Raw genomic sequence first — 24045 nt, 5'->3', positions numbered from 1 at the left:
CCCCCCCCCCCCCCCCCCCCCCCCCCCCCCCCCCCCCCCCCCCCCCCCCCCCCCCCCCCCCCCCCCCCCCCCCCCCCCCCCCCCCCCCCCCCCCCCCCCCCCAACCCCCCCCCCCCACCCCACCTCCTTCGCCCTCCAGGCCGCCTGCTGGGGCGACCCGGACGCCACCGGCCTCGCCCTGCCCGACGCACCCCCGGCGGGGGCGATGGCGGCTGCCCGGCAGACCCTTGTGGCCCTGGGCGCCGTCTCCTCCGACGGCCGGGCCACGGCGCGCGGCGTCCGCCTCGCTCGGACGGGGCTGCACCCCCGCCTGGGCCGCGCCCTCGTCGACGGCGCCCCCGCCGTCGGTGCGCGCCGGGCCGCCGAGATCGTCGCGCTGCTCTCCGAGGAACCCCCGCGCGCCCTCGGCGACGACCTCAACGCGGTCTGGCGCAGCGTCCGTTCCGCCGGCGACCCCTACGCCGGACGCTGGCGCGACGAAGTCCGCCGCCTCCTCCGCGCCACCGACTCCGAGCCCGCCACCCAGCTCCCCGACACCACCGCCGCCGGCCTGGTCGTCGCCCTCGCCTTCCCCGAACGCATCGCCCGCGCCCGGGTGGAGCGGCCCGCCCCCGGCGAGCGCAGCCCGTACCTGATGGCCTCCGGGACGGCTGCCGAACTCGCCCCGGACACCCGGCTCGGCGCCCTGCCCTGGCTCGCCGTCGCGGTCGCCGACCGCCCGGCCGGCTCGCACTCCGCCCGCGTCCTGCACGCTGCGGCGCTGGACGAGGACACCGCCCGCCTCGCGGGCGCGGCCCTCCTCACCTCCCGCGAGGAGGTCCACTGGGACACCCGGCGAGGCGAAGTCGTCTCCCGCCGGGTCGACTCCCTCGGCGCCGTCGAACTCGCGGAGAAGCCCCTCCACCGCCCCGACCCCACCCTCGTCCGCGCGGCTCTGGTCGAAGGCCTCACCCGCGAGGGCATCAGCACCGTCCTGACCTGGCCCTCCCCCGGCCTCCGCGAGCGCCTCGCCTTCCTCCGTACCGCCATCGGAGACCCCTGGCCCGACGTCAGCGACGAGGCACTCCTCGACCGCGCCGAAGAGTGGCTGGAACCCGAACTCTCCCGCGCCCGCCGCCGCACCGACCTCGCCCGCATCGACACCACATCGGCCCTGCAACGCCTCCTCCCCTGGGCCACCGGCGAGGCCGGCCGCCTGGACGAGTTGGCCCCCGAGCGCATCACCGTCCCGTCCGGCTCCAAGATCCGCGTCGACTACACCACCGAACGCCCGGTGCTGGCCGTCAAGTTGCAGGAACTCTTCGGCTGGACAGCGGCTCCCGCCCTGGCCGGCGGCCGCATACCGCTCACCATCCACCTGCTCTCCCCCGCCGGCCGCCCCGCCGCCGTCACCGGAGACCTGGCGTCCTTCTGGCGCGACGGCTACCGCGCCGTCCGCGCAGACCTCAGGGGCCGCTACCCCCGCCACCCCTGGCCCGAGGACCCCACGACGGCCGAGCCCACCCGCCGCACCAACAGCCGAAAGTGACGTCGGGAAGAGGTCCGGAGTAGCGGACGCCCCTGTGGCCGCGGACGCGGGCGCGTGCGCGGCGTCGGGCCCGGGTCCGGAAAACCGGGTGACGGCGTGGCGATGAGTTTTCCGGCCCCGGCCGGTCTACATCTCGACCGGAACAACCGGAACGACCGGAACCACCGGACGACCACCTCATCGGGAGACAGCCATGGGCCTCATCCAGATCGAACTGTTCGCAACCCTCGACCTCGTCGGGCAGGCGCCCGGCGGCCCCGACGAGGACCCGGAGGGGTTCCCGTTCGGCGGCTGGCAGGCGCCCCTGCTGAACGAGGCCACCGGGGCGCAGATCCTCGCCGCGTACGAGGGCACCGACGCCCTGCTGCTCGGCCGGCGCACCTACGACCTCTTCGCCTCCTACTGGCCGCACCAGAAGGAGGGCGAGATCGCCGAGCTCTTCAACCGCGTCCCCAAGTACGTGGCCTCCCGAGGCACGGCCGCGCTCCCGTGGGCCGGGTCCACCCAGCTCGGCCCGGACCTGGCCGCCGCGGTGCGCGAGATCCGCGACCGGCACGGGAACGTGAAGGTCGTCGGCAGCCTGAACCTGGTGCAGACCCTGCTGCGGGAGAAGCTGTTCGACCGGCTCGACCTCTGGGTGCACCCGATCGTGCTCGGCGTCGGGAAGAAGGTCTTCGACGGCGGCGCGGTGCCCACGAACCTCACGCTCCTCGAACCGCCGGTGGCCGACCCGCAGGGCACCGTGTACCTGCGCTACGGGCTCGCCGAGGGCACGCCCCGGACGGGAGACATGAGCCTGCCCGACCGCGGCCTCGGGCAGGACGAGTCCCGGTGATCCGATGACCACCCTCCACGCCAACGGGGTCGCCCTGGGCGTCGGGTCGTTCGGCGACGAGGGCGCGCCGCCGGTCCTGCTCGCGGGCGGGCCGACGATGCTCTCCTGGCCCGACGCGCTGTGCCGGCGCCTCGCCGCCGGCGGGCGCCGGGTGGTGCGCCAGGACCTGCGCGACAGCGGGGAGTCGACGACGAAGGACCCGGAGGCGCCCGCCTGCACCCTGCGCGACCTCGCCACCGACGCGGCGGCCGACGAGGTCGCGGAGGCGACGCTCACGCTCGGACAGGGGGGGTTGAGACCGGGGAGGCCCGCACGTTGAGGCACGGCGTACGCACCGGAAGTCGGCCCGTCCGACTTCCGGTGCGGGGCCTCGCACCCCCGCCACGCCGTCACCGAGTCCACGCCGACACCATCACCTCGGCGCCACCCGCGGCCGGATCCCCCTGCACGGGCCGTGATCTCCCCCGGCGAGGGGACGGCCCCGGCCCTCCAGGAAGATGTGACACCGCTTCACCCCGCCACGTCCGAACGCATGACCAGGAGCACTGACATGAGATTCGACGACCACCGGGTGGTCATCACCGCCGCCGGCCGCGACTTCGGGCGCACCCTGGCCATCCGTCTCGCAGACCTCGGCGCCGAGGTCTACCTCTCCGCGCGCTCCCTGACCGCCGCGCAGCGGGTCCGGGACGAGATCCGCGACCGGGGGCACCAGCGCGTCCACGCCTTCGCCTGCGATCTGACGGACCCCGCCTCGATCCGCGACTTCGCCGCCGACGTCGGCCGGCACACCGGCCACATCGACGTGCTGATCAACAACGGCTCCCGCTACCTCGAAGGCCCGGACCTCCTCGCCGCCTCCGACGCCGACGTCATCGACACCATCACCTCCGGCGCCACCGGCACCGTGCTGACCGTGAAGGCCTTCCTCCCCCTGCTGCTCGACTCGGACAAGCCGGACGTGCTGACCATGGTCTCCGCGTGCGGAACGGCCGGGCACCACCGGTCGGACGCGCACGACGCCTTCTACGCGGCCAAGAGCGCCCAGGCGGGATTCGTCGACATCCTCTCCAAGCGCCTGCGGCCGCGGGGAGTCCGGGTGATCTCCCTCTACCCGCCCGACTTCGACAACCCCGACCCGCTCACCGAGGAGTGGGAGACCACACCGCGCGGGGCCCAGGACGCCCTCACCGCGCAGTCACTCGTGGACTGCGTCCTCTTCGCCGTCGCCCAGCCCCGCGACTGCTTCATCAAGGCCTTCCACTTCGAGCAGGTCTGAGCCCCATGCCCTACGCCATACGCCGACTGGCCGCCACGGAGTACCGGGAACTCCGCACGATCAGGCTGGAGGCCCTGCGCGACTCCCCCACCGCCTTCAGCTCCTCCCATGCCGACACCGCCGCCCTCCCCGAGGACGCCTGGCAGCGGCAGGCCGCCGTCGAAGCCACCTCCGAGGAGTCCGCCACCTTCATCGCCCTCGACGCCGCCGGCAACTGGATCGGCATCGCCGGCGTCGGCCCCCTCCCGGACATCCCGGACCACGTTCACATCCACTCGGTCTACGTCTCCCCGCACCACCGCGGACCCGCCGGCCCCGCCGCCGACCTGGTGCGGGCGAGCATCCGCCACGCCCAAGAGCACACCGACGTACGGTGGTTGACCCTGGGCGTGCACGAGGGCAACGGGCGGGCCCTGGCCTTCTACCGGCGACTCGGGTTCCAGCCCACCGGCAAGCTGGTCCCGTACGGCCCCAACCCGTCCGAGCAGCTCCTCATCCTGGGCTACCCGGACTTCCGACCCACTCCCGGACCGAGGACCAACCCATGCCCGACCGCACCGGCATCCGCCTGATCAAGCCGACCGACGCCGCCCCGATCGCCGCGCATCGCGCACGGGACGTCGAGGCCTTCCGGCCGTGGGAACCGGCCCAGCCGGCCGAGTTCTTCACCCCGGAGGGCCAGGCCGAGCGGATCGACAGACTGCTGGCCGGACACCGGGCCGGCACCGTCTGGCCGGGCGTGGTGCTCGCCGGCGACCAGGTCGTCGGGCAGGTCACCGTCGGGGGCATCCTGCCGCAGCCGCACCTGCGCCGCGGCTCCCTCGGCTACTGGATCGCCGGCGCCGCCCAGCAGCAGGGGCACGCCGGGCGGGCCGTCGGGCTCGTCCTCCGGGTGATGGCGGACGAACTCGGACTGCACCGGGCCGAGGCGTCCACCCGACTGGAGAACCTGCCGTCCCACCGGGTGCTGCGCCGCAACGGGTTCAGCCCGTACGGCGTCGCCCACTCCGCGATCCTCCTCGACGGGCACTGGCGGGACGGGCTGCTGTGGGAGCGGATCCTCGGCGAGTAGCCCGGGAACGCCGAGCCCCGGCGCGGGGCGACAGCGGTGACACGGCCGCCTCCGGTCCCGTCACCGCTCTCCGGTCCCGTCACCGCCCTCCGGGCCCGCCACCGCCCTCCGGGCCCACCCGGCGCCGCGGGACCCCACACCCCGGGTTCCGGCGGCTCACCGGCGACCGGACTGGCCCGGGGACGTACGTCCCCGGGCCAATGAGCCGCCGAGGAGGATGCATCGCCGAGCCGATGTCGCGCGGGCGCGGGCGCGACAGGGTGAGCACATGACCACACGTCACCTCCCCTCCCGGCCCAGGAGATTCGCCACCGGCCTGGCCGCGCTCGCGCTGGCCTCGGTCACCGCCGCACTGCTGCCCGGCTCGGCCGTCGCCGCCGCCGCCGACTCCGAACTCGCCGGCCCGGACGGCTACTCGGCACAGATCCGGCGCACCGAGTACGGCATCCCGCACGTCCTCGCGCACGACTTCCGCGGTCTCGGCTACGGGTACGGCTACGCCTTCGCCCAGGACAACCTGTGCCAACTCGCCGACCAGGTCGTGACGCTGCGCGGGGAGCGGTCGCGCTGGTTCGGCCCGGACGCGAAGACCCCGGGCGGCGGGGCGAACCTCGCCAGCGACACCTACCACCAGGGCCTGGCGCGTTCCGGCACCGTCCGGAAGCTGCTCGACCAGGCGGCCCCGATCGGCCCCACCGACGACCTGCGCAGGATCGTCGAGGGCTACGCGGCCGGCTACAACCGCTACCTGCACGACACCGGTGTGAACGACCTGCCCGACGCGAGCTGCCGGGGCCAGAAGTGGGTGGGGGCGATCACCACCGAGGACATCTGGAACCTGATCTACGAGGTCAACGGAAACGCCGGCATCGGTGACGCCCAGGACGCCATCGCCACCGCCGCCCCACCGGGCACCACCCCGGGCACCACCCCGGGCGCCACCCCAGCAAGCCCTGCAAGCCCAGCAAGCCCAGCAAGCCCGGCAAGCCCAGCGCCGGCCGCCGCGCGCACCGTGAAGCTCCCGCCCGACGGTACCGAGAACGGCCGCGACCTCGGCAGCAACGCCTGGGCCCTCGGCCGCGACGCCACCGCCGACGGGCACGGCATGCTGCTGGCCAACCCGCACCTCCCATGGGTCGGCGACCACCGCTTCTACCAGGTGCAGCTCACCATCCCGGGCGTGCTGGACGTCTCCGGCGCCGCGCTCTACGGCACCCCGGTCGTGGAGATCGGCCACACCCGCGACCTGGCCTTCACCGCGACGACGAGCTACGCCGACCACGCGTCCGTCTACCGGCTCACGCTCGCGCCCGGCGACCCGACCAGCTACCTGGTCGACGGCAAGGCCGAGAAGATGGGCCGCCAGGAGGTCCCGGTCACCGTCCGGGGCGCCGACGGGAGCCTGTCCACCGTCACCCGTACGATCCACACCTCCCGCTACGGCCCGGTGCTGGCCGACCAGGAGGCGGGCCTCCCCTGGACGGACACGTACGCCTACGCCTTCCGCGACGCCAACGCCGACAACCTTCGCTCGATGAGCGAGTGGCTGGCGATGGACCGCTCGCAGAGCCTGGCCGAGCTGAAGCGGGCGCAGGACACCTACCAGGGCGTGCCGTGGAGCTACACCTTCGCCTCGGACGTCAGCGGCGGGACGTACTTCACCGACTCCTCCGCCGTCCCCCACCTCACGGACGCGCAGCTCGCGCGGTGCACGGTCGTCCCGGCCCACGACCTGCCGGCGATCCTGGACGGCTCCACCACCTCCTGCGACTGGGGCACCGACCCGGACGCCGTCGTCCCCGGCCTGTTCGGCCCGGCCGCTCACCCGAAGCTCAGCCGGACCGACTACGTCGCCAACTCCAACAACAACCCGCACCTCACCAACACCGCGGCCCCGCTGGCCGGTTACCCGGGCATCTACGGCACGGACCCCCGGCTGGGCTCCCGCGCCCAGCTCGGCCTGCGGATGATCGCCGATCGCCGGGACGGCACGGACGGGCTCGGCACGCCGGGCTTCACCCTGTCCACCCTGCAGGCCACGATGTTCGGCGACCGCGACCAGGACGCCGAGCTCGGCCGGGACGACGCCGTCGCGATGTGCCGGGCCAACCCGGTGCTCACCGCCGGGGACGGCAGCCGGGTGGACGTGAGCCGGGCCTGCGACGTCCTGGCGGCCTGGAACACCCGGACCGACGGCACCGGCCACGGCGCCGTGCTGTGGCAGGCGTTCGACTTCGGCCTGCACGGCCGGAACCCCGTCTGGCGGGTCCCGTTCGACCCGGCCCAGCCGCTCACCACCCCGCGCGGCCTCAACGGTGACAGCCCCGACGTCCGACGGGCCCTGGCGGACGCGGTACGGAAGCTCGGCACGGACGGCACCAGGCTGGACGCCACCATGGGCGACGTCCAGCGCTGGGCGGGCATCCCGCTGCACGGCTGCGACGGCGGCGTCGGCTGCTTCAACGTCGTGACCGCAGGCCCGAATTCGGGCACCACCGGCGGTAGCCTGCCGCAGACCGGCACCGGCGCGCGCGGCTCCAGCTTCATCATGGCCACCGAGCTGACCCCGCAGGGCCCGCGCACCCGGACGGTGCTCACCTACGGCGAGTCCGTCAACCCCGCGTCGCCGCACTACACCGACCAGACCGAGCTGTTCTCGCGCAAGCAGTGGGTGACGGAACGCTTCACCGAGGCCGAGATCAAGGCCTCCCCGGCACTCCGGACCACCCGCCTGCGCGGCTGACACCCGCGGGCGGCCGGACCCTGCCGCTGGTCCGGCCCCCGGCCACGCGTGGGTCCGGGCCCGTCGAGGACGGACCGCCGGATCGTAGCGGCGGGCCCGGACACCCCACGTGCCCGGGCCCGCCGCCGTCAGCAGCCCGTCGTCGTCAGCGGCGCACCGCGTCAGTGCGCGGCGGCCTCCCAGTCGGCCCCGACGCCGACGGAGACGTCCAGCGGGGCGCGCAGCGGGTAGGCGCCGGCCATCTGCTCGCGGACGATCGCCTCGACCGGTTCGCGCTCGCCGGGGGCCAGTTCCAGCACGATTTCGTCGTGCACCTGGAGCAGCATCCGGGAGGCGAGCCCGGCGGCGCGCAGCGCGTCGTCGACCCGCAGCATGGCGATCTTGACGATGTCGGCGGCCGAGCCCTGGATCGGCGCGTTGAGCGCCATCCGCTCGGCCATCTCGCGGCGCTGGCGGTTGTCGCTGTTGAGGTCCGGGAGGTAGCGGCGGCGGCCGAGCAGGGTCTCGGTGTAGCCGGTGGCGCGGGCTTCCTCGACGACCCGGTGCAGGTAGTCGCGGACGCCGCCGAAGCGCTCGAAGTAGGTGTCCATCAGGCCCTGGGCCTCGGCGGGCTTGATGTTGAGCTGCTGCGAGAGCCCGTACGCGGAGAGGCCGTAGGCGAGGCCGTAGGACATCGCCTTGATCTTGCGCCGCATCTCGGCGTCGACGGCGGCGCCGGGGACCTCGAAGACCTGGGAGGCGACGGTGGTGTGGAGGTCCTCGCCGGAGGCGAAGGCCTCGAGCAGGGCCTCGTCCTCGGACAGGTGCGCCATGATCCGCAGTTCGATCTGCGAGTAGTCGGCGGTGAGCAGCGACTCGTAGCCGGCGCCCACGACGAAGGCGCGGCGGATGGCGCGGCCCTCTTCCGTCCGGACCGGGATGTTCTGCAGGTTGGGGTCCTGCGAGGAGAGCCGGCCGGTGGCGGCGACCATCTGGTTGAAGGTGGTGTGGATCCGGCCCTGCGGCGAGACGGTCTTGAGCAGGCCTTCGACGGTGGTGCGCAGCTTGGCCTGGTCGCGGTGGCGCAGCAGGATGACCGGCAGTTCGTTGTCGGTCTGGGTGGCGAGCCAGGTCAGGGCGTCGGCATCCGTCGTGTAACCGGTCTTGATCTTCTTGGTCTTGGGGAGGGCGAGTTCGCCGAAGAGGATCTCCTGGAGCTGCTTGGGCGAGCCGAGGTTGAACTCGCGCCCGGCGGCGGCGTGGGCCTCCTCGACGCAGCGCTGGATCTCGGCGGCGAACTGGGCTTCGAGCCGGGTGAGCCAGTCGCGGTCGGCGGCGATGCCGTAGCGCTCCATCCGGGCGAGCAGGGCGGCGATGGGCAGTTCCATGTCGTGCAGCAGCCCGGCGGCGCCGACTTCGGCGAGGCGGGTGTCGAAGAGCGCGGCGAGGTCGAGCACGGCGCGGGCCTGGAGCATGAGTGCCTGGGCGCGCGCGGCCTCGGCGTCGACGCCGTCCTCCTCGGGGGCGTCGAAGGCGAGTTGGCCGCTCTCGGCGGCCGGGGCGGCGGGGGTGAGGGAGCGGGCCAGGTACTCCTCGGCGAGCACCTCCAGGGTGAAGGTGCGGCGGCCGGGCTTCTCCAGGTAGGCGGCGAGCGCGGTGTCGGCGACGACTCCGGCGATGGTCCAGCCGCGCTCGGCGAAGGCGCGCATGACCTGCTTGGCGATGTGCAGGGCCTTGGGGGCGGCCGGGTCGGCGAGCCAGCCGGCGAAGGCCTGCTCGTCCTGCTCGGCGAGCAGCGCCGGGTCGAACCAGGCGGCCGACTCCCCGGCGGCCAGGGCGACTTCGGTGACCTCACCGGCACCGAGGGCCCACTGGTAGACGGCGGCCAGCGCGACCGGCGCCTTGCCGTCGGCGGCGTGCTCGCGCAGCCAGGCGGCGAGCGTGCCCGGGTCGGTGAGCAGTTCGCCGTCGACCTCGACGCCGGGGGCGAGTTCGGCCTCGGCGGCCTCCGAGTCCGACGGATCGATGCCGAAGACCCGGTCGCGGAAGTTGGCGTTGCGGAACTCCAGCGACTCCATCAGGGTGCCGACGGCCGCCTTGTCGAAGGACTGGCGGGCCAGGTCGGGGACGCCCAGCGGGAGTTCGACGTCGCGGACCAGCTCGGTGAGCACCCGGTTGCGCTTGACCGAGTCGAGGTTGTCGCGCAGCTTCTCGCCGATCTTGCCCTTCACCTCGTCGGCGCGGGCGACGAGTTCGTCGAAGGAGCCGAACTGGTTGACCCACTTGGCGGCGGTCTTCTCGCCGACGCCGGGGATGCCGGGCAGGTTGTCGGACGGGTCGCCGCGCAGGGCCGCGAGGTCGGGGTACTGGCGCGGGGTGACGCCGTACTTCTCGGCGACCTTCTCCGGGGTGAAGCGGGTGAGTTCGGAGACGCCCTTGGTCGGGTAGAGCACGGTGACGTGGTCGGTGACCAGCTGGAGCGAGTCGCGGTCGCCGGTGACGATGTCGACGTCGTAGCCGGCCGCCTCGGCGGCGGTGGCCAGGGTGGCGATGATGTCGTCGGCCTCGAAGCCCTCGACCGTCATCCGGGGGATGTTCATGGCGTCGAGCAGTTCGCCGATCAGGCCGATCTGGCTGCGGAACTCGTCCGGCGTCTTGGCGCGGTTGGCCTTGTAGTCGGGGAACTCGGCGGAGCGGAAGGTCTGCCGGGAGAGGTCGAAGGCGACGGCGAGGTGGGTGGGCTGTTCGTCCCGGACGGTGTTGGCGAGCATCGAGGCGAAGCCGTAGACCGCGTTGGTGGGCTGGCCGGTGGAGGTGTTGAAGTTCTCCACGGGCAGGGCGTAGAAGGCCCGGTAGGCCATCGAGTGCCCGTCGAGCAGCATCAGCCGGGGCCGCGGGCCGGCCCCGCCGCCACCCGTCGCGCCCTTGTCCGTACTCTGCGTAGCCACGTCAACGTCCGTTCCTGCCGATTCCACTACCGGTCCCCGATCCTATGGCCCGGCACCGACAAAAGGGGCGCCGCGCCGGTCCCGCGGGGCCTGCTACCAGCGAGTAGGACGGTCGTACGATCACAGGCAGCACGACGACGTGACACCCCCGAGCGGCAGGAGTTCCCCCGATGACCGACGCGGCCCCCGACACCGCCCCCACCGCCCCCGGCACCGCCCCCGACGAGGCTGCCGTCCTGAAGGTCCCGCAGGACGTGCTGGACCACTTCGCCAAGCTCGGGGTGAACCCGGAGACCTTCTCCGGCGGCCACCTCGGCGAGAAGCTCGGCATCCGGATCGTCGAGGCCTCCGGCGACCGCGTGGTCGGCACCATGCCGGTGGACGGCAACCAGCAGCCGTACGGACTGCTGCACGGCGGCGCGTCGGCGGCGCTGGCCGAGACGCTCGGCTCGATCGGCGCGATGTTGCACGCCGGTCCGGGCCGGTACGCGGTGGGCGTGGACCTCAACGCCACCCACCACCGCTCGGCCACCTCCGGCCTGGTCACCGGGGTGGCGACGGCGGTGTTCAAGGGCCGTACGGCCGCCACGTACGAGATCGCGATCACCGACGACACCGGCAAGCGGGTCACCAGCTGCCGGCTGACCTGCATGCTGCGCGACCTGTAACGGACGCCCCGATAGGGCCAGTTCACCGACAGGAACATCAAGTCCCTTTTCCGCCCCCTTGTTTGACCTTCCGCCCCCCTGGGCAGGCGTTGGTCTGGACAAGGGGGCGTCGACATGCCCGGGTGCGATCGGCACGCCCCTCGCGCCTGTAACGCTGCGTAACAGGCAGGAAATCCACGCAAGCGGCGGTTCCGCGCCCCAGAGCGCCCCGGAGCCCCTTCGCCGCGCCCTCCGCGTCCGAAATGCGGACGTTCACGGTCGAAAGCAGCGCACCGGACGACAGTGTCCGATTATCGACCGTGCCAGCTGCAACCCGCATTTCTGGCCCTTACATCCTCCTACCAGCAAGTAAACGCAGGGGAGTTCAGGATCGGTCGAGCCAGAACTTCCACATGCTGAGACAATTGCTCCGTGTGCTCATAACAAGAGAATCACAGCCTGCTCGCACCACTGCCCGAGCCGCCCAACGGCATCTAGAGTCACGGCCAGTCACCGCGCCATCCGGATTGGGCCAGGCCCTCCGCGCACCCCGGCTCCCGCCACTCAGGCGCGGGCGCCTCCTGAACCGAAGGGGACCCTCGTGCGTCATCGTTCAGCCGTTGTCGTGAGCATTGCCGTGATCGGCGCCCTCAGCCTCACCGCCTGCGGCTCCCGCGGCGGGAAGTCCGGCGACAACGCCGGCAACAACAACAACGCCTCCACCACCGTCGTCATCGGCGTCGACGCCCCGCTCACCGGCGACCTCTCCGCCCTCGGCCTCGGCATCCGCAACTCCGTCGACCTCGCCGTCAAGAACGCCAACGCCAACAACGAGGTCCCCGGCGTCAAGTTCGAGGTCAAGGCCCTCGACGACACCGCCAAGCCCGCCCCCGGCCAGCAGAACGCCACCCAGCTGGTCAGCGACTCCAAGGTGCTCGGCGTCGTCGGCCCGCTCAACTCCAGCGTGGCGCAGTCGATGCAGCAGATCTTCGACGACGCCGCCCTGACCGAGATCTCCCCCGCCAACACCGGCGTCGCCCTCAGCCAGGGCGAGAAGTGGGCCAGCGGCGACAAGAAGCGCCCGTTCCAGTCCTACTTCCGCACCGCCACCACCGACGCCGTCCAGGGCCCCTTCGCCGCCCAGTTCCTCTACAACGACGCCAAGAAGACCAAGGTCTTCCTGATCGACGACCAGAAGACCTACGGCGCCGGCCTCGCCTCCACCTTCAAGGGCGAGTTCACCAAGCTCGGCGGCACCCTGGCCGGCGAGGAGCACGTCAACCCGGACGACCGCGACTTCTCCGCCATCGTCACCAAGGTCAAGGCCTCCGGCGCCGACGCCGTCTACTACGGCGGCGAGTACCCGGCCGCCGGCCCGCTCTCCCTCCAGCTCAAGGACGCCGGCGTCGCCATCCCCCTGATGGGCGGCGACGGCATCCAGAGCGCCGACTTCATCAAGCTCAACCCCAAGAGCCAGGGCGACTTCGCCACCGCCGTCGGCCTGCCCGTCGAGTCCCTCGACACCGCCAAGAAGTACATCGCCGACTACAAGGCCGCCGGCTACAAGGACGCCTACGAGACCTACGGCGGCTACTCCTACGACAGCGCCTGGGCCATCATCCAGGCCGTCAAGAACGTCGCGAAGGACAACAACGGCAAGCTCCCCACCGGCGACGGCCTCCGCAAGACCGTCCGCGACGCCGTCCAGAAGGTCTCCTTCGACGGGGTCACCGGCAAGGTCTCCTTCGACGAGTTCGGCGACACCACCAACAAGCAGCTCACCGTCTACACCGTCAAGGACGGCAAGTGGGCCGTGGAGAAGTCCGGCACCTTCAACGGCTGACCCCTCCGACGGCCGACGCCCTCCACGGCTGACCCCTCCGACGGCTGACGCCCTCCACGGCGGACGCCCTCCAGGACCGGCGAGTTCAGCGGCCGACGCCCTCGACAGCTGATCCCACAGCCGCGGTCCCGACCCACCACAGCACGCGCGCGGGGGCGCCACGAGTGCCCCCGCGCGCCCCCACATCCACCACCCACGCGGACACCCCCGAACGCACTACGGAGGCCCAGCGGTGCACGACCTACCGCAGCAGCTGGCCAACGGCCTGATCCTCGGCGCCCTCTACGGACTCGTCGCGATCGGCTACACGATGGTCTACGGCATCGTCCAGCTCATCAACTTCGCCCACGGCGAGATCGTCATGGTCGGCGGCTTCGGCGCCCTGACCGCCTACCTCGCCCTCCCCGGCGGCACCACCCTGTGGCTGGCCCTACCCCTCATGCTGGTCGCCGGCATCCTGGTCTCCACCCTCACCGCCGTCGCCGCCGAGCGCTTCGCCTACCGGCCGCTGCGCAACGCCCCCCGGCTCGCCCCGCTGATCACCGCGATCGGGCTGTCCATCTTCCTCCAGCAACTCGTCTTCTCCTTCTACCCCGACGCCAAGAAGGCCCGGGTCTTCCCCAAGATCCCCGGCGACCCCTTCAGCCTCGGCTCCGTCACCATCCAGCGCAGCGACATCTTCCTGATCATCGCCGCCCCGCTGTGCATGCTCGCCCTCGGCTGGTTCGTCACCCGCACCCGCTCCGGCCGCGCCATGCAGGCCACCAGCCAGGACCCCGACACCGCCAAGCTGATGGGCATCGACACCGACCGCATCATCGTCCTGGCCTTCGCCATCGGCGCCGCGTTCGCCGCCGTCGCCGCCATCGCCTACGGACTGCGCACCGGCCAGATCGACTTCCGGATGGGCTTCATCCTCGGCCTCAAGGCCTTCACCGCCGCCGTCCTCGGCGGCATCGGCAACATCTACGGCGCCATGCTCGGCGGCCTCGCCCTCGGCCTCGCCGAAACCCTCGCCACCGCGTACATCCAGCACCTGCCCGGCATGCACCTCTTCGGGGGCGGCGCCTGGAAGGACGTCTGGGCCTTCGTACTCCTCATCCTCGTGCTCCTCGTCCGGCCACAGGGCCTGCTCGGCGAGCGCGTCGCGGACAGGGCGTGACCACCATGACCACCACCAGCACCGAGACCACGCCGGTCATCCCGCTGCCCGCCACCGCCGCCACCGCCCTCACCGGCCTCGGCGCCCTCCTCACCGCCGGCTCCGCCGCCATGTCCTGGACCTGGACCAGCGACTTCCCCGGCGACCTCACCTACGCCGGCTCCCCGGCCGGCCTCCAGTGGCTGGCGATCGTCGCCGGCGTCGTCACCCTCGTCCTGCTGCTCGCCGGTCGCGGCGTCCCCGGCCTGCGCTGGGCCGCCCCCAGCCGCAGCGACAACGCCGTCCTGTACGCCGCCACCGGCGCCCTCGCCGTCGCCGCCTACTCCGTCGCCGCCATCTCGGTCGAACTCGGCGGCCTCGCCAACCTCGAACCCGGCGGCTGGGTGCTCGCCGCCGGCGGCCTGCTCGGCGTGCTCGGCGCCCTCGGCCTCCCGCTCGACCGGCGCACCGCCGTCCCGCTGCGGATCCTCGACAAGCGGCTCTTCCTGCTCGTCCCCGCCGCCCCCATCGGCTGGTTCGGCGCCCACGCCATCCCCGGCGACCAGCCCGTCGCCCCGGTGATGACCGCCCTGTCCGGGGCCATCGCCATCGCCGCCGGCGCCGTCCTGCTGCTCCAGCTCGGCCACCTCGCCAACAGCGGGCTGCGGCTCGGGAAGATCGACCGCCCGCTGCCCGCGCCGCGCGAACTCCCGTCCTGGGCCGAGGTCCTGCTCATCGTGCTGGCCTTCGGGCTCGGCCTGTACGCGATCACCTTCGGCATCGACACCGAGTACGGCGAACTCTTCATCGGCTACCTGCTGCTCGCCGGCCCCACCATCGCCGCGTTCGCCAGGTCCGGCCTGCTGGGCCGACTGCGCGCACTGACCGTCAAGTACCGCCCGATCACCACCGGCGCCGCCTTCGCCGCCGCCGCGAGCTTCCCGTTCACCCAGAACGGCGACCAGTACACCTCGGTCGCCACCAACATCCTGATCTTCGCCACCGTCGCCCTCGGCCTCAACATCGTCGTCGGCCTGGCCGGCCTGCTCGACCTCGGGTACGTCGCCTTCCTCGGCGTCGGCGCCTACGCGGCCGCCCTGGTCTCCGGCTCCCCCGCCTCGCCGATCCACGTCCAGTTCCCGTTCTGGGCCGCGATGCTCACCGGCGCCGCCGCCTCCATGGTCTTCGGCGTGCTGATCGGCGCCCCCACCCTGCGGCTGCGCGGCGACTACCTCGCCATCGTCACCCTCGGCTTCGGCGAGATCTTCCGCATCACCATGCAGAGCCTCAACGGCACCACCGGCCCCAACGTCACCAACGGCTCCAACGGCATCCCGCGCATCCCCGACCTGGAGATCCTCGGCTTCAACCTCGGCAAGCCGCACACCATCGGCGGCATCGAACTCGGCCGCTTCTCCAACTACTACCTGCTGATGCTGCTGGTCACCGCCGTGGTCGTGCTGATCTTCGCCCGGGTCGGCAACTCCCGCATCGGCCGCGCCTGGGTCGCCATCCGCGAGGACGAGACCGCCGCCGAGGCCATGGGCATCAACGGCTTCCGGCTCAAGCTGCTCGCCTTCGCCCTCGGCGCCTGCCTGGCCGGCCTGGCCGGCACCGTCCAGGCCCACGTCAGCTACACCGTCACCCCCGACCAGTACACCTTCGCCGAGGCCCTGCCGCCCAACTCCGCCTTCCTGCTCGCCGCCGTCATCCTCGGCGGCATGGGCACCATCAGCGGCCCGCTGGCCGGCGCCACCCTGCTCTTCCTCATCCCGAAGAAGCTCGAATTCCTCTCCGACTACCAGCTCCTCGCCTTCGGCGCCGCCCTCATCGTCCTGATGCGCGTGCGCCCCGAGGGCCTCATCCCCAACCGGCGCCGGCAGCTGGAGTTCCACGAAGCCACCGTCCCCGCCCAGTCCACCGGCGAACCGAGCGCACTCACCAAGGCAGGGGCGTGACCGACCAGATGACCACCGCAACGCCACTGCTCGACGTCACCGGCGTCACCATGCGCTTCGGCGGCCTCACCGCCGTCAACGACGTCTCCCTCACCGTCGGCGAGGGCGAGATCATCGGCCTCATCGGCCCCAACGGCGCCGGCAAGACCACCTTCTTCAACTGCCTCACCGGCCTGTACGTCCCCACCGAGGGCACCGTCCGCTACCGCGGCACCCAACTGCCGCCCAAGCCCCACCTGGTCACCCAGGCCGGCATCGCCCGCACCTTCCAGAACATCCGGCTCTTCGCCAACATGACCGTCCTGGAGAACGTCCTCGTCGGCCGGCACAGCCGCACCAAGGAAGGCATCTTCACCGCCATCCTCCGCGGCCCCCGCTACCACCGCGCCGAGGCCGAGAGCCGCGAGAAGGCCATGGAACTCCTCGCCTTCACCGGCCTCGCCGACAAGGCCGACCACCTCGCCCGCAACCTCCCCTACGGCGAACAGCGCAAGCTGGAGATCGCCCGCGCCCTCGCCTCCGACCCCGGCCTGCTGCTGCTCGACGAACCCACCGCCGGCATGAACCCCCAGGAGACCCGCGCCGCCGAGGAACTCGTCTTCGCCATCCGCGACCAGGGCATCGCCATCCTCGTCATCGAGCACGACATGCGGTTCATCTTCAACCTCTGCGACCGCACCGCCGTCCTCGTCCAGGGCCAGAAGATCGTCGAAGGCGACCGCGAAACCGTCCAGAACGACGAACGCGTCATCACCGCCTACCTCGGCGCCCCGCTCGAAAGCACCACCCCGGCCGCGCCGGAGACCGTTACGGAGACCGACCAGTGACCGCACTACTCGAAGTCGAGGACCTCCGCGTCGCCTACGGCAAGATCGAGGCCGTCAAGGGCATCAGCTTCACCGTCAACCAGGGCGAGGTCACCACCCTCATCGGCACCAACGGCGCCGGCAAGACCACCACCCTGCGCACCCTCTCCGGCCTCCTCAGGCCCACCGCCGGCCGGATCACCTTCGAGGGCCAGGACCTCTCCACCGTCCCCGCCCACAAGATCGTCGCCCTCGGCCTCGCCCACTCCCCAGAAGGCCGGCACATCTTCCCCCGCATGACCATCGAGGAGAACCTCCTCCTCGGCGCCTTCCTGCGCAGCGACACGGCGGGCATCGCCTCGGACGTGGAACGGGCGTACTCGCTGTTCCCCATCCTCGGCGAACGCCGCAAGCAGGCGGCCGGCACCCTCTCCGGCGGCGAACAGCAGATGCTCGCCATGGGGCGGGCACTGATGTCCCAGCCCAAGCTGCTCATGCTGGACGAGCCCTCGATGGGCCTCTCCCCGCTGATGATGCAGAAGATCATGTCCACCATCGTCGAACTCAAGGCCTCCGGCACGACCATCCTCCTGGTCGAGCAGAACGCCCAGGCCGCGCTCTCCCTCTCCGACCACGGCTACGTGATGGAGACCGGCCGCGTCGTCCTCTCCGGCACCGGCGCCGACCTCCTCCACGACGAGTCCGTCCGCAAGGCCTACCTCGGCGAGGACTGACCCGCCCCACGCAGGAAGGGCCCGGCATCCGCCGGGCCCTTCCCCATCGCTTCCCTACTCCGCCTTGTCGGCCTCGTCGGCCTTCTTGCGGTCCTGGGCCTCGCCCTCCTCGATGACCGCCTCGGCCACCGCCGCCATCGTCATCCGACGGTCCATCGAGGTCTTCTGGATCCACCGGAACGCGGCCGGCTCGTTCAGCCCGAACTTGGTCTGCAGCACGCCCTTGGCGCGGTCCACCAGCTTCCGGGTCTCCAGCCGCTGGGTGAGATCCCCGATCTCCTTCTCCAGCTCCCGCATCTCGGTGTACCGCGACACCGCCATCTCGATCGCCGGCACCAGGTCCGACTTGGAGAACGGCTTCACGATGTACGCCATCGCCCCGGCGTCCCGCGCGCGGTCCACCAGCTCCCGCTGCGAGAACGCCGTCAGCATCAGCACCGGCGCCAGGTGCTGCTCGTGGATCTGCTCCGCGGCCGAGAGCCCGTCCAGCACCGGCATCTTCACGTCGAAGATCGCCAGATCCGGCTTCAGCTCCTCCACCAACCGCACCGCCGTCGCCCCGTCCCCCGCTTCCCCGACGACGGTGTACCCCTCCTCCTCGAGCATCTCCTTCAGGTCGAGGCGGATCAGCGCCTCGTCCTCGGCGATCACAATCCGGGTGATCTGGGGCGAATCGGTCTCAAGCGGCTGTGCCTGCTCGTCGGCGGTGCTCACGGGGCTCCTAGTTCCGGCGGGGTACTGCATGCACGAGGGTACCTAGACACGGTATGTTTGAACTCGCAGGGTCGGGGCCACAACCTTCGAAACTGTGGGCGCCCCGGTAGCCCAGCGGAAGAGGCAATGGTCTCAAACACCATACAGCGTGGGTTCGAATCCCACCCGGGGTACTTTTCCTTCGATTCCAAAGTCACTTAGGCCAGCCTGACGCTTGGCGATCTTCATTAGTTCGGGTGAGAACAACCCCGTTCGGCCACGCGTTCGGCGCAAGGTGCCCAAGATCACCCGTATGGCAGTTCGATCCATTCGCGAAGAAGCCGTCCGTCTCCTCCGCCGAGGTGTTGCCAACGCCGAGGTCGCGCGGCGTCTCGGTGTCCCACAAGGCACGGTCGCCTGGTGGAAGCACCGGGACCTCGGCAAGCACAGCAAGCTCCCCGGCCGTAAGCGCTCCACGTGCGCGCAGTGCTTCGGCGACCAGCTGAACCGCCCTGCCTACGCGTATCTCCTGGGCCTCTACCTCGGCGACGGCCACATCCTGATGCCCGATGACACCTCGACCGACATCATCGCCCTATTCACCGCCACCCTCGACGCCGTCGGCGTCCAGTGGAAGGCCTCGATCCCCCGCCCCACCGGCCAGGCCAACATCTCCATCGCCCGCAAGGACTCCGTCGCCCTGATGGACGCCCACATCGGCCCCAAGCACTGACGGCGGCACGGCCCTCCCGTCGGAAGGGCCGCACCGCCCGAAGAGCGTCAGTCGTCCAGGGCCCCCACGTGGTGGACGCGGACGAGGTTGGTGGAGCCGGCCAGGCCGGGGGGTGAGCCGGCGGTGATGACGACGATGTCGCCCTTCTGGCAGCGGCCGAGCGAGAGCAGGGCCGCGTCGACCTGTTCGACCATCTGGTCGGTGGTCGGGGCGAACGGGCCGAGGAAGGTCTCGACGCCCCAGGTGAGGGCGAGTTGGCTGCGCACGGCGGGTTCGTAGGTGAAGGCGAGCACCGGGATGGGTGAGCGGTAGCGGGTGAGCCGGCGGGCGGTGTCGCCGGACTGGGTGAAGGCGACGAGGTACTTGGCGTGCAGGAAGTCGCCGATCTCGGCGGCCGCGCGGGCGACGGCGCCGCCCTGGGTCCGCGGCTTGCTGCCGGTGGTGAGCGGGGGCAGTCCGGCGGCCAGGATGTCGTTCTCGGCGGCTTCGATGATCCGGCCCATGGTCTTGACCGTCTCGACCGGGAACTTGCCGACCGAGGTCTCCCCGGAGAGCATCACCGCGTCCGTCCCGTCGAGCACCGCGTTGGCGACGTCGGAGGCCTCCGCACGCGTGGGCCGGGAGGCGTTGATCATCGAGTCGAGCATCTGGGTCGCCACGATGACCGGTTTGGCGTTGCGCCTGGCCAGTTTGATCGCGCGCTTCTGGACGAGCGGGACCTGTTCGAGGGGCATCTCCACGCCCAGGTCCCCGCGGGCCACCATGATGCCGTCGAAGGCGTCCACGATGGAGTCCAGGTTCTCGACCGCCTGCGGCTTCTCGATCTTGGCGATGACCGGGGCGTACCGTCCTTCCTCGGCCATCACCCGGTGCACGTCCTCGATGTCGCGCCCGGTGCGGACGAAGGAGAGCGCGATCAGGTCGGCCCCGGTGCGCAGCGCCCAGCGCAGGTCGGCGACGTCCTTGTCGCTGAGCGCGGGGACGGAGACGGCGACGCCGGGGAGGTTGAGGCCCTTGTGGTCGGAGACGAGTCCGCCTTCGATGACGAGACATCGCACCCGGGCTCCGTCGACGGAGACGACCTCCAGGGTGACGCGGCCGTCGTCGACGAGGATGCGTTCGCCGCGGCTGACGTCGCCGGCGAGTCCGGCGTAGGTGGTGCCGCAGATGTCCTTGTCCCCCACGACGCCGTTGTCGGTGGAGATGGTGAACTCGTCGCCGCGTTCAAGGAGTACGGGTCCGTGGGCGAAGGTGTCGAGCCGGATCTTCGGGCCTTGAAGGTCGGCGAGGACGCCGACGCTCCGGCCGGTTTCGTCGGCGGCCTTGCGGACGCGACGGTAGCGTTCCTCGTGCTCGGCGTGGGTGCCGTGGCTGAGGTTGAATCGGGCGACGTCCATCCCGGCGTCGACCAGGGTCTTGATCTGGTCGTACGAGTCGGTGGCAGGCCCGAGGGTGCAGACGATTTTTGCTCGGCGCATACTGCTGAGGGTAGGCATTACCGGCGCGTAACCACGACGCGGGTCCGGGCTGCGGGATGACCTTTGTCGTAAGGCGAGTTGAACAATCTGACGCATCCTCGGACCGGTGTGCGAGGGTCGTTCCGGCGGCACGTACGGGATCCCCGGCCGATGCGATTCCGTGAAGCGGTGTTCACCCCTGGTTCACCGTGCCTTCCGTCCGTGCTCCCTCCCCGGCGGGACGCTCGTCACCCCCGGGTGACGCACCCGGGGGTGACGCAGCGACGAGGGGGAGGCGCTCGCGATGAGACGACGCGCTCTGGGGGTACTCGCGGCCCTGGCCCTGCTGGGCGGGGTGACGTACGCGCTGGTCCCGGACGACGAGCCGGACCGGAAGACGGTCACGGTCACCGGGCTGATCGGTTCGGAGAAGCGGGCGTTCTTCGAAAGCCCTGAGGTGAAGGAGGAGTTGGCGAAGCAGGGCCTGGAGGTGCACGCCGACTCCACCGGCTCGTGGACGATGAGCGAGCAGGCGAAGAGTAGTTCCGGCCTGGACTTCGCGTTCCCGGCGAGCACCGCGCCGGCCCGTGAGATCCAGCGCAACTGGGGGCAGCAGGACTCGCCGCTGGTGCCGTTCTACTCGCCGCTGGTGATCGTCACCCACGCGGACGTGGCGAACATCCTCAGGACGAACGACCTGGCCACGAAGGACGGTTCGGACGTCTGGACGTTCAGGATGGACGAGTACGTCAACGCCCTGAAGCAGAACCGCAAATGGCAGGACCTCAAGGACACCCAGGGCCACGGCGAGCTGGCCGGCCCGCTGTTCGTCACCACCACCGACCCGGAGAGCTCCTCCTCGGGCGCCCTGTACGTCGCCCTGCTGTCGTACATCCTGAACAACCACCTGGTGGTCTCGGACGATGCGGGCGTCGACGCCGCCCGGCAGGTGCTGCACCAGGCGACCGCCCTGCAGGGCGGTCAGAAGAGCAGCAGTGACGAGCCGTTCCGGGACTTCCAGGCGGGCGTCGGCAATCCGCTGATCTTCGGCTACGAGTCCCAGGTCGCCTCGATGGCGGTGCAGGGCCAGTCCACCGGGGACATGGTGGTGATGTACCCGGACACCACGGCGTACTCGGACCACACCATCGTCGCCCGCACCGACAACGGCCGGAAGCTCGCCGGCCTGCTCCAGAACGACGAGACGCTGCGCAACCTGGAGGTCAGGTTCGGCTTCCGTCCGCAGGCCCGCAGCGAGGCCTTCGCCGCGCAGGTGAAGGGCATCAGACAGCCGGTCTTCGCCCAGGACCTGAACGCGGCGAAGGTGAAGCAGGCGACCGTGCCGTCGTTGGACAACCTGCTCAAACTGACCGCCGCGGCCAAGGGGGGCCATCAGTGAACGTCCGGACGAAGTACCGCGGCTGGGCGGCGGCCGGGTTGGCGGCCGTGCTCGCGGCGGCCTCCGCCTGCACCTCCTCGTCCGCCCCGGCACCGCGCCCGAACCCGACCGGGGCGATCGCCGACACCCCCACCCCGGGGGTGCTGCGCGTCCTGGCCGGCAGTGAACTCCAGGACCTCCAACCGGTGCTGGACGACGCCCGGAAGGCGACCGGGGTGACGGTGCAGCTCGCCTTCAGCGGCACCCTGGACGGCGCCGACACCGTCTCCACCGGCCGGGCGGACGGCAAGTACGACGCGATCTGGTTCCCGTCCGACCAGTACCTGCGGCTCGACCAGGCCGGCCGGTCCAAGGTGCTGTCGGAGACCCCGGTGATGGTCTCCCCGGTGGCGGTCGGGGTGCGGTCCTCCGTCCTCAACGACCTCGGCTGGGGCGATGGTTCGAAGGTCACCTGGGCGCAGATCGGCGACGCGGCCGCGGCCGGGAAGCTGTCGTACGGGATGTCCGACCCCTCGCGCTCCAACTCGGGCTTCTCCACCCTGGTCGCGGTGGCCTCGGCGTTCTCCGGGGCGGGGGCGGCGCTGACCGAGGCGGACGTGCAGAAGGCGACGCCGCAGCTGAAGCAGTTCTTCACCGGCCAGAAGCTGACCTCCGGCTCCTCCGGCTGGCTGGCGCAGGCGTACACCCGGGCCGAGCCGGGCAAGGTCGGCGCCCTGGTGAACTACGAGTCGGTGCTGCTGTCGCTGAACAGGACCCTGCCGCCGGAGCAGCGGCTGACGGTGGTGCGCCCGGTGGACGGCGTGGTGTCGGCGGACTACCCGCTGTCGTTGCTGTCCTCGGCACGGCCGAGCGAACGCGACTCCTTCCAGCGGCTGGCCGGCTACCTGCTGAAGGAGGACGTGCAGAAACGCATCTCCGAGCTGACGCTGCGCCGCCCGGTGACGGCGGGCGTGGCCCCGGCCGCGGGCCTGCCCACCGACCGCCGGCGCGAGCTGCCGTCCCCGGGGACCAGGGCGGTGGCGGACGGCCTGCTGGCCTCGTACCAGAACGAACTGCGCCGCCCGTCCCGGACGGTGTACGTGCTGGACACCTCGGGCTCGATGGACGGCAGCCGGCTGAACTCGCTGAAGACGGCGCTGGGCCGGCTGACCGGCGCCGACGACACCCGCGGGCTGCGCCGGTTCCGGGACCGCGAGCAGGTCACGCTGATCTCCTTCGCCTCGCAGGTGAAGTGGACGAAGACCCACGTCGTCCCGGCCTCGGGCAGCCAGCCGGGCCCGGAGGCGGAGCTGGCGTCGATCAACTCCGACGTCCAGTCCCTGCGGGCCGAGGGCGGCACGGCGCTGTACGGCTCGCTGGAGCAGGCGTACCGGGTGATCGAGGACCAGCAGAAGGCGGCCGGTGACGACCGCTTCACCTCGATCGTGCTGATGACCGACGGGGAGAGCAACGAGGGCCCGACCGACGCCGACTTCAAGCGCTTCCACGACGGGCTGCCGTCGGCGGAGAAGACGATCCCGGTGTTCCCGATCAAGTTCGGCGAGGCGGCGGTGAGCCAGCTGCAGGGCATCGCGGACGTGAGCGGCGGCAAGCTGTTCGACGGCGGCGGCTCGCTGGACGGCGTGTTCGAGGAGATCCGTGGCTACCAGTGACGGGTACGGCCGGCGGCTGCTGCGCTACCTGGAGTCGACCCGGAACCTGGTCGGCTGCGGGGGCGGCGCCATCGGACTGGGGCTGCACTTCGCCGGGCTGGGCGGGTCCTGGTGGCCGGGAGTGGTGGCGGGGCTGTACGGCGCCGGCGCACTGCTGACGCCGGACCCGCCGCCGGAGCCGGAGCCGGAGCCGAAGCCGGGAACGCGGACGGGAACGGGAGCGGGAACCGGGGCCCCGGGCCAACCCGAACAGCCGAAACCGGAACCGGAACCGAAACCGGAACCGGCTCCGAAGCGCCCCGACCCCGACCTGGCCGCACTCGCCGCCTACCTGGGCACCGTCCCGCTCCCCGCCTCCGCCGGCGTGGACGCCCTGCTGGCGGCGCTGCGCGAGGCCGGCCCCGGCCCGGCCGCCGAGGCGATCGTCCGGCACCGCCTGCCGGTCGCGGTGGACGGCTACCTCCGGGCCCGCACCTGGCTGCCCTGGGCGGGCCCGGACGCACCGGACCCGGCGGCCGAGCTGGGCCGCGAGGTGAAGCAGCTCTCCGCCGAACTCGACTGAACGTCCCACCGAGCACCCGGCGGGACGGCCGGAAAT

The 24045-nt window shown here is 71.8% G+C and carries 19 protein-coding genes, 1 tRNA gene and 1 pseudogene; 18 read left to right on the top strand and 3 right to left on the bottom strand.

The features are described from left to right. Positions 1 to 91 precede the first annotated feature (91 nt). The 7 genes and pseudogenes from BG452_RS38370 to BG452_RS38340 form a co-directional block, all read left to right on the top strand. Positions 92 to 1528, top strand: a pseudogene (locus BG452_RS38370) (ATP-dependent helicase C-terminal domain-containing protein); the annotation flags it as partial. A gap of 193 nt (positions 1529 to 1721) precedes the next feature. Then, a complete protein-coding gene (locus BG452_RS38365; RefSeq protein ID WP_188308958.1) occupies positions 1722 to 2363 on the top strand; it encodes a dihydrofolate reductase family protein in 642 nt (213 codons plus the stop codon). Between the two features lie 4 nt (positions 2364 to 2367). After that, the gene (locus BG452_RS38360) at positions 2368 to 2682 is read left to right on the top strand and encodes an alpha/beta fold hydrolase (RefSeq protein WP_223243351.1); all 315 of its coding nucleotides are present in this window, start codon (positions 2368 to 2370) and stop codon (positions 2680 to 2682) included. 231 nt (positions 2683 to 2913) lie between these two features. Then, positions 2914 to 3642, top strand: a complete 729-nt coding sequence (locus BG452_RS38355; RefSeq protein ID WP_188308957.1) for an SDR family oxidoreductase — start codon at positions 2914 to 2916, stop codon at positions 3640 to 3642. 5 nt (positions 3643 to 3647) lie between these two features. Next, positions 3648 to 4214, top strand: a complete 567-nt coding sequence (locus BG452_RS38350) for a GNAT family N-acetyltransferase (RefSeq protein WP_188308956.1) — start codon at positions 3648 to 3650, stop codon at positions 4212 to 4214. After that, positions 4187 to 4714, top strand: coding sequence for a GNAT family N-acetyltransferase (locus BG452_RS38345; RefSeq protein WP_188308955.1), 528 nt, complete (start codon positions 4187 to 4189; stop codon positions 4712 to 4714). The genes BG452_RS38350 and BG452_RS38345 overlap by 28 nt, the downstream gene beginning before the upstream one ends. A 268-nt stretch (positions 4715 to 4982) precedes the next feature. Continuing rightward, the gene (locus BG452_RS38340) at positions 4983 to 7457 is read left to right on the top strand and encodes a penicillin acylase family protein (RefSeq protein ID WP_188308954.1); all 2475 of its coding nucleotides are present in this window, start codon (positions 4983 to 4985) and stop codon (positions 7455 to 7457) included. 161 nt (positions 7458 to 7618) lie between these two features. Here the strand turns inward: BG452_RS38340 and polA are convergent, their stop codons facing one another. Then, positions 7619 to 10318 (bottom strand): DNA polymerase I, encoded by a 2700-nt coding sequence (gene polA / locus BG452_RS38335; RefSeq protein WP_188308963.1) that lies wholly within the window; start codon positions 10316 to 10318, stop codon positions 7619 to 7621. A gap of 236 nt (positions 10319 to 10554) precedes the next feature. On the opposite strand from polA, the gene BG452_RS38330 reads away from it, so the two are divergent. The 6 genes from BG452_RS38330 (at position 10555) to BG452_RS38305 (ending at position 17513) form a co-directional block, all read left to right on the top strand. Continuing rightward, positions 10555 to 11052 (top strand): PaaI family thioesterase, encoded by a 498-nt coding sequence (locus tag BG452_RS38330; protein WP_223243350.1) that lies wholly within the window; start codon positions 10555 to 10557, stop codon positions 11050 to 11052. A gap of 580 nt (positions 11053 to 11632) precedes the next feature. After that, positions 11633 to 12874 carry a branched-chain amino acid ABC transporter substrate-binding protein gene (locus BG452_RS38325; protein ID WP_188308953.1) on the top strand — a complete coding sequence of 414 codons (1242 nt, stop codon included), beginning with the start codon at positions 11633 to 11635 and terminating at the stop codon, positions 12872 to 12874. 232 nt (positions 12875 to 13106) lie between these two features. Beyond that, entirely contained in the window at positions 13107 to 14036 is a 930-nt protein-coding gene (locus tag BG452_RS38320) for a branched-chain amino acid ABC transporter permease (protein ID WP_188308952.1), read from the top strand. 5 nt (positions 14037 to 14041) lie between these two features. Further along, a complete protein-coding gene (locus tag BG452_RS38315) occupies positions 14042 to 15973 on the top strand; it encodes a branched-chain amino acid ABC transporter permease (protein ID WP_223243354.1) in 1932 nt (643 codons plus the stop codon). 8 nt (positions 15974 to 15981) lie between these two features. Beyond that, positions 15982 to 16800 carry an ABC transporter ATP-binding protein gene (locus BG452_RS38310; protein ID WP_188308960.1) on the top strand — a complete coding sequence of 273 codons (819 nt, stop codon included), beginning with the start codon at positions 15982 to 15984 and terminating at the stop codon, positions 16798 to 16800. Then, the gene (locus BG452_RS38305) at positions 16797 to 17513 is read left to right on the top strand and encodes an ABC transporter ATP-binding protein (RefSeq protein ID WP_188308951.1); all 717 of its coding nucleotides are present in this window, start codon (positions 16797 to 16799) and stop codon (positions 17511 to 17513) included. Before BG452_RS38310 ends, BG452_RS38305 begins: the two co-directional genes overlap by 4 nt. A 54-nt stretch (positions 17514 to 17567) precedes the next feature. On the opposite strand, the gene BG452_RS38300 is transcribed toward BG452_RS38305, so the two are convergent. Next, a complete protein-coding gene (locus BG452_RS38300; protein WP_188308950.1) occupies positions 17568 to 18227 on the bottom strand; it encodes an ANTAR domain-containing response regulator in 660 nt (219 codons plus the stop codon). A 100-nt stretch (positions 18228 to 18327) separates the two neighbouring features. On the opposite strand from BG452_RS38300, the gene BG452_RS38295 reads away from it, so the two are divergent. Together BG452_RS38295 and BG452_RS38290 are read left to right on the top strand one after the other, a co-directional pair. Beyond that, positions 18328 to 18400: transfer RNA gene (locus BG452_RS38295), tRNA-Leu, on the top strand. 119 nt (positions 18401 to 18519) lie between these two features. Then, entirely contained in the window at positions 18520 to 18939 is a 420-nt protein-coding gene (locus tag BG452_RS38290) for a helix-turn-helix domain-containing protein (protein WP_188308949.1), read from the top strand. A 47-nt stretch (positions 18940 to 18986) separates the two neighbouring features. Here the strand turns inward: BG452_RS38290 and pyk are convergent, their stop codons facing one another. Then, a complete protein-coding gene (gene pyk / locus BG452_RS38285; protein WP_188308948.1) occupies positions 18987 to 20417 on the bottom strand; it encodes a pyruvate kinase in 1431 nt (476 codons plus the stop codon). Between the two features lie 283 nt (positions 20418 to 20700). On the opposite strand from pyk, the gene BG452_RS38280 reads away from it, so the two are divergent. Genes BG452_RS38280 through BG452_RS38270 form a run of 3 tightly spaced genes read left to right on the top strand, consistent with a single transcriptional unit; the run spans position 20701 to position 24009 of the window. Continuing rightward, positions 20701 to 21795 carry a substrate-binding domain-containing protein gene (locus tag BG452_RS38280; protein WP_188308947.1) on the top strand — a complete coding sequence of 365 codons (1095 nt, stop codon included), beginning with the start codon at positions 20701 to 20703 and terminating at the stop codon, positions 21793 to 21795. Continuing rightward, complete coding sequence (locus BG452_RS38275; RefSeq protein ID WP_188308946.1) at positions 21792 to 23447, top strand: VWA domain-containing protein; 1656 nt, start codon at positions 21792 to 21794, stop codon at positions 23445 to 23447. Before BG452_RS38280 ends, BG452_RS38275 begins: the two co-directional genes overlap by 4 nt. Further along, on the top strand, positions 23434 to 24009 hold the full coding sequence (locus tag BG452_RS38270; RefSeq protein ID WP_188308945.1) for a hypothetical protein: 576 nt from the start codon (positions 23434 to 23436) through the stop codon (positions 24007 to 24009). The genes BG452_RS38275 and BG452_RS38270 overlap by 14 nt, the downstream gene beginning before the upstream one ends. Positions 24010 to 24045: the final 36 nt, after the last annotated feature.

This window comes from Streptomyces sp. CBMA123 (genome assembly GCF_014596465.1).
Lineage (GTDB): Bacteria > Actinomycetota > Actinomycetes > Streptomycetales > Streptomycetaceae > Kitasatospora.
This window is presented reverse-complemented; position numbering and strand designations above follow the sequence as displayed.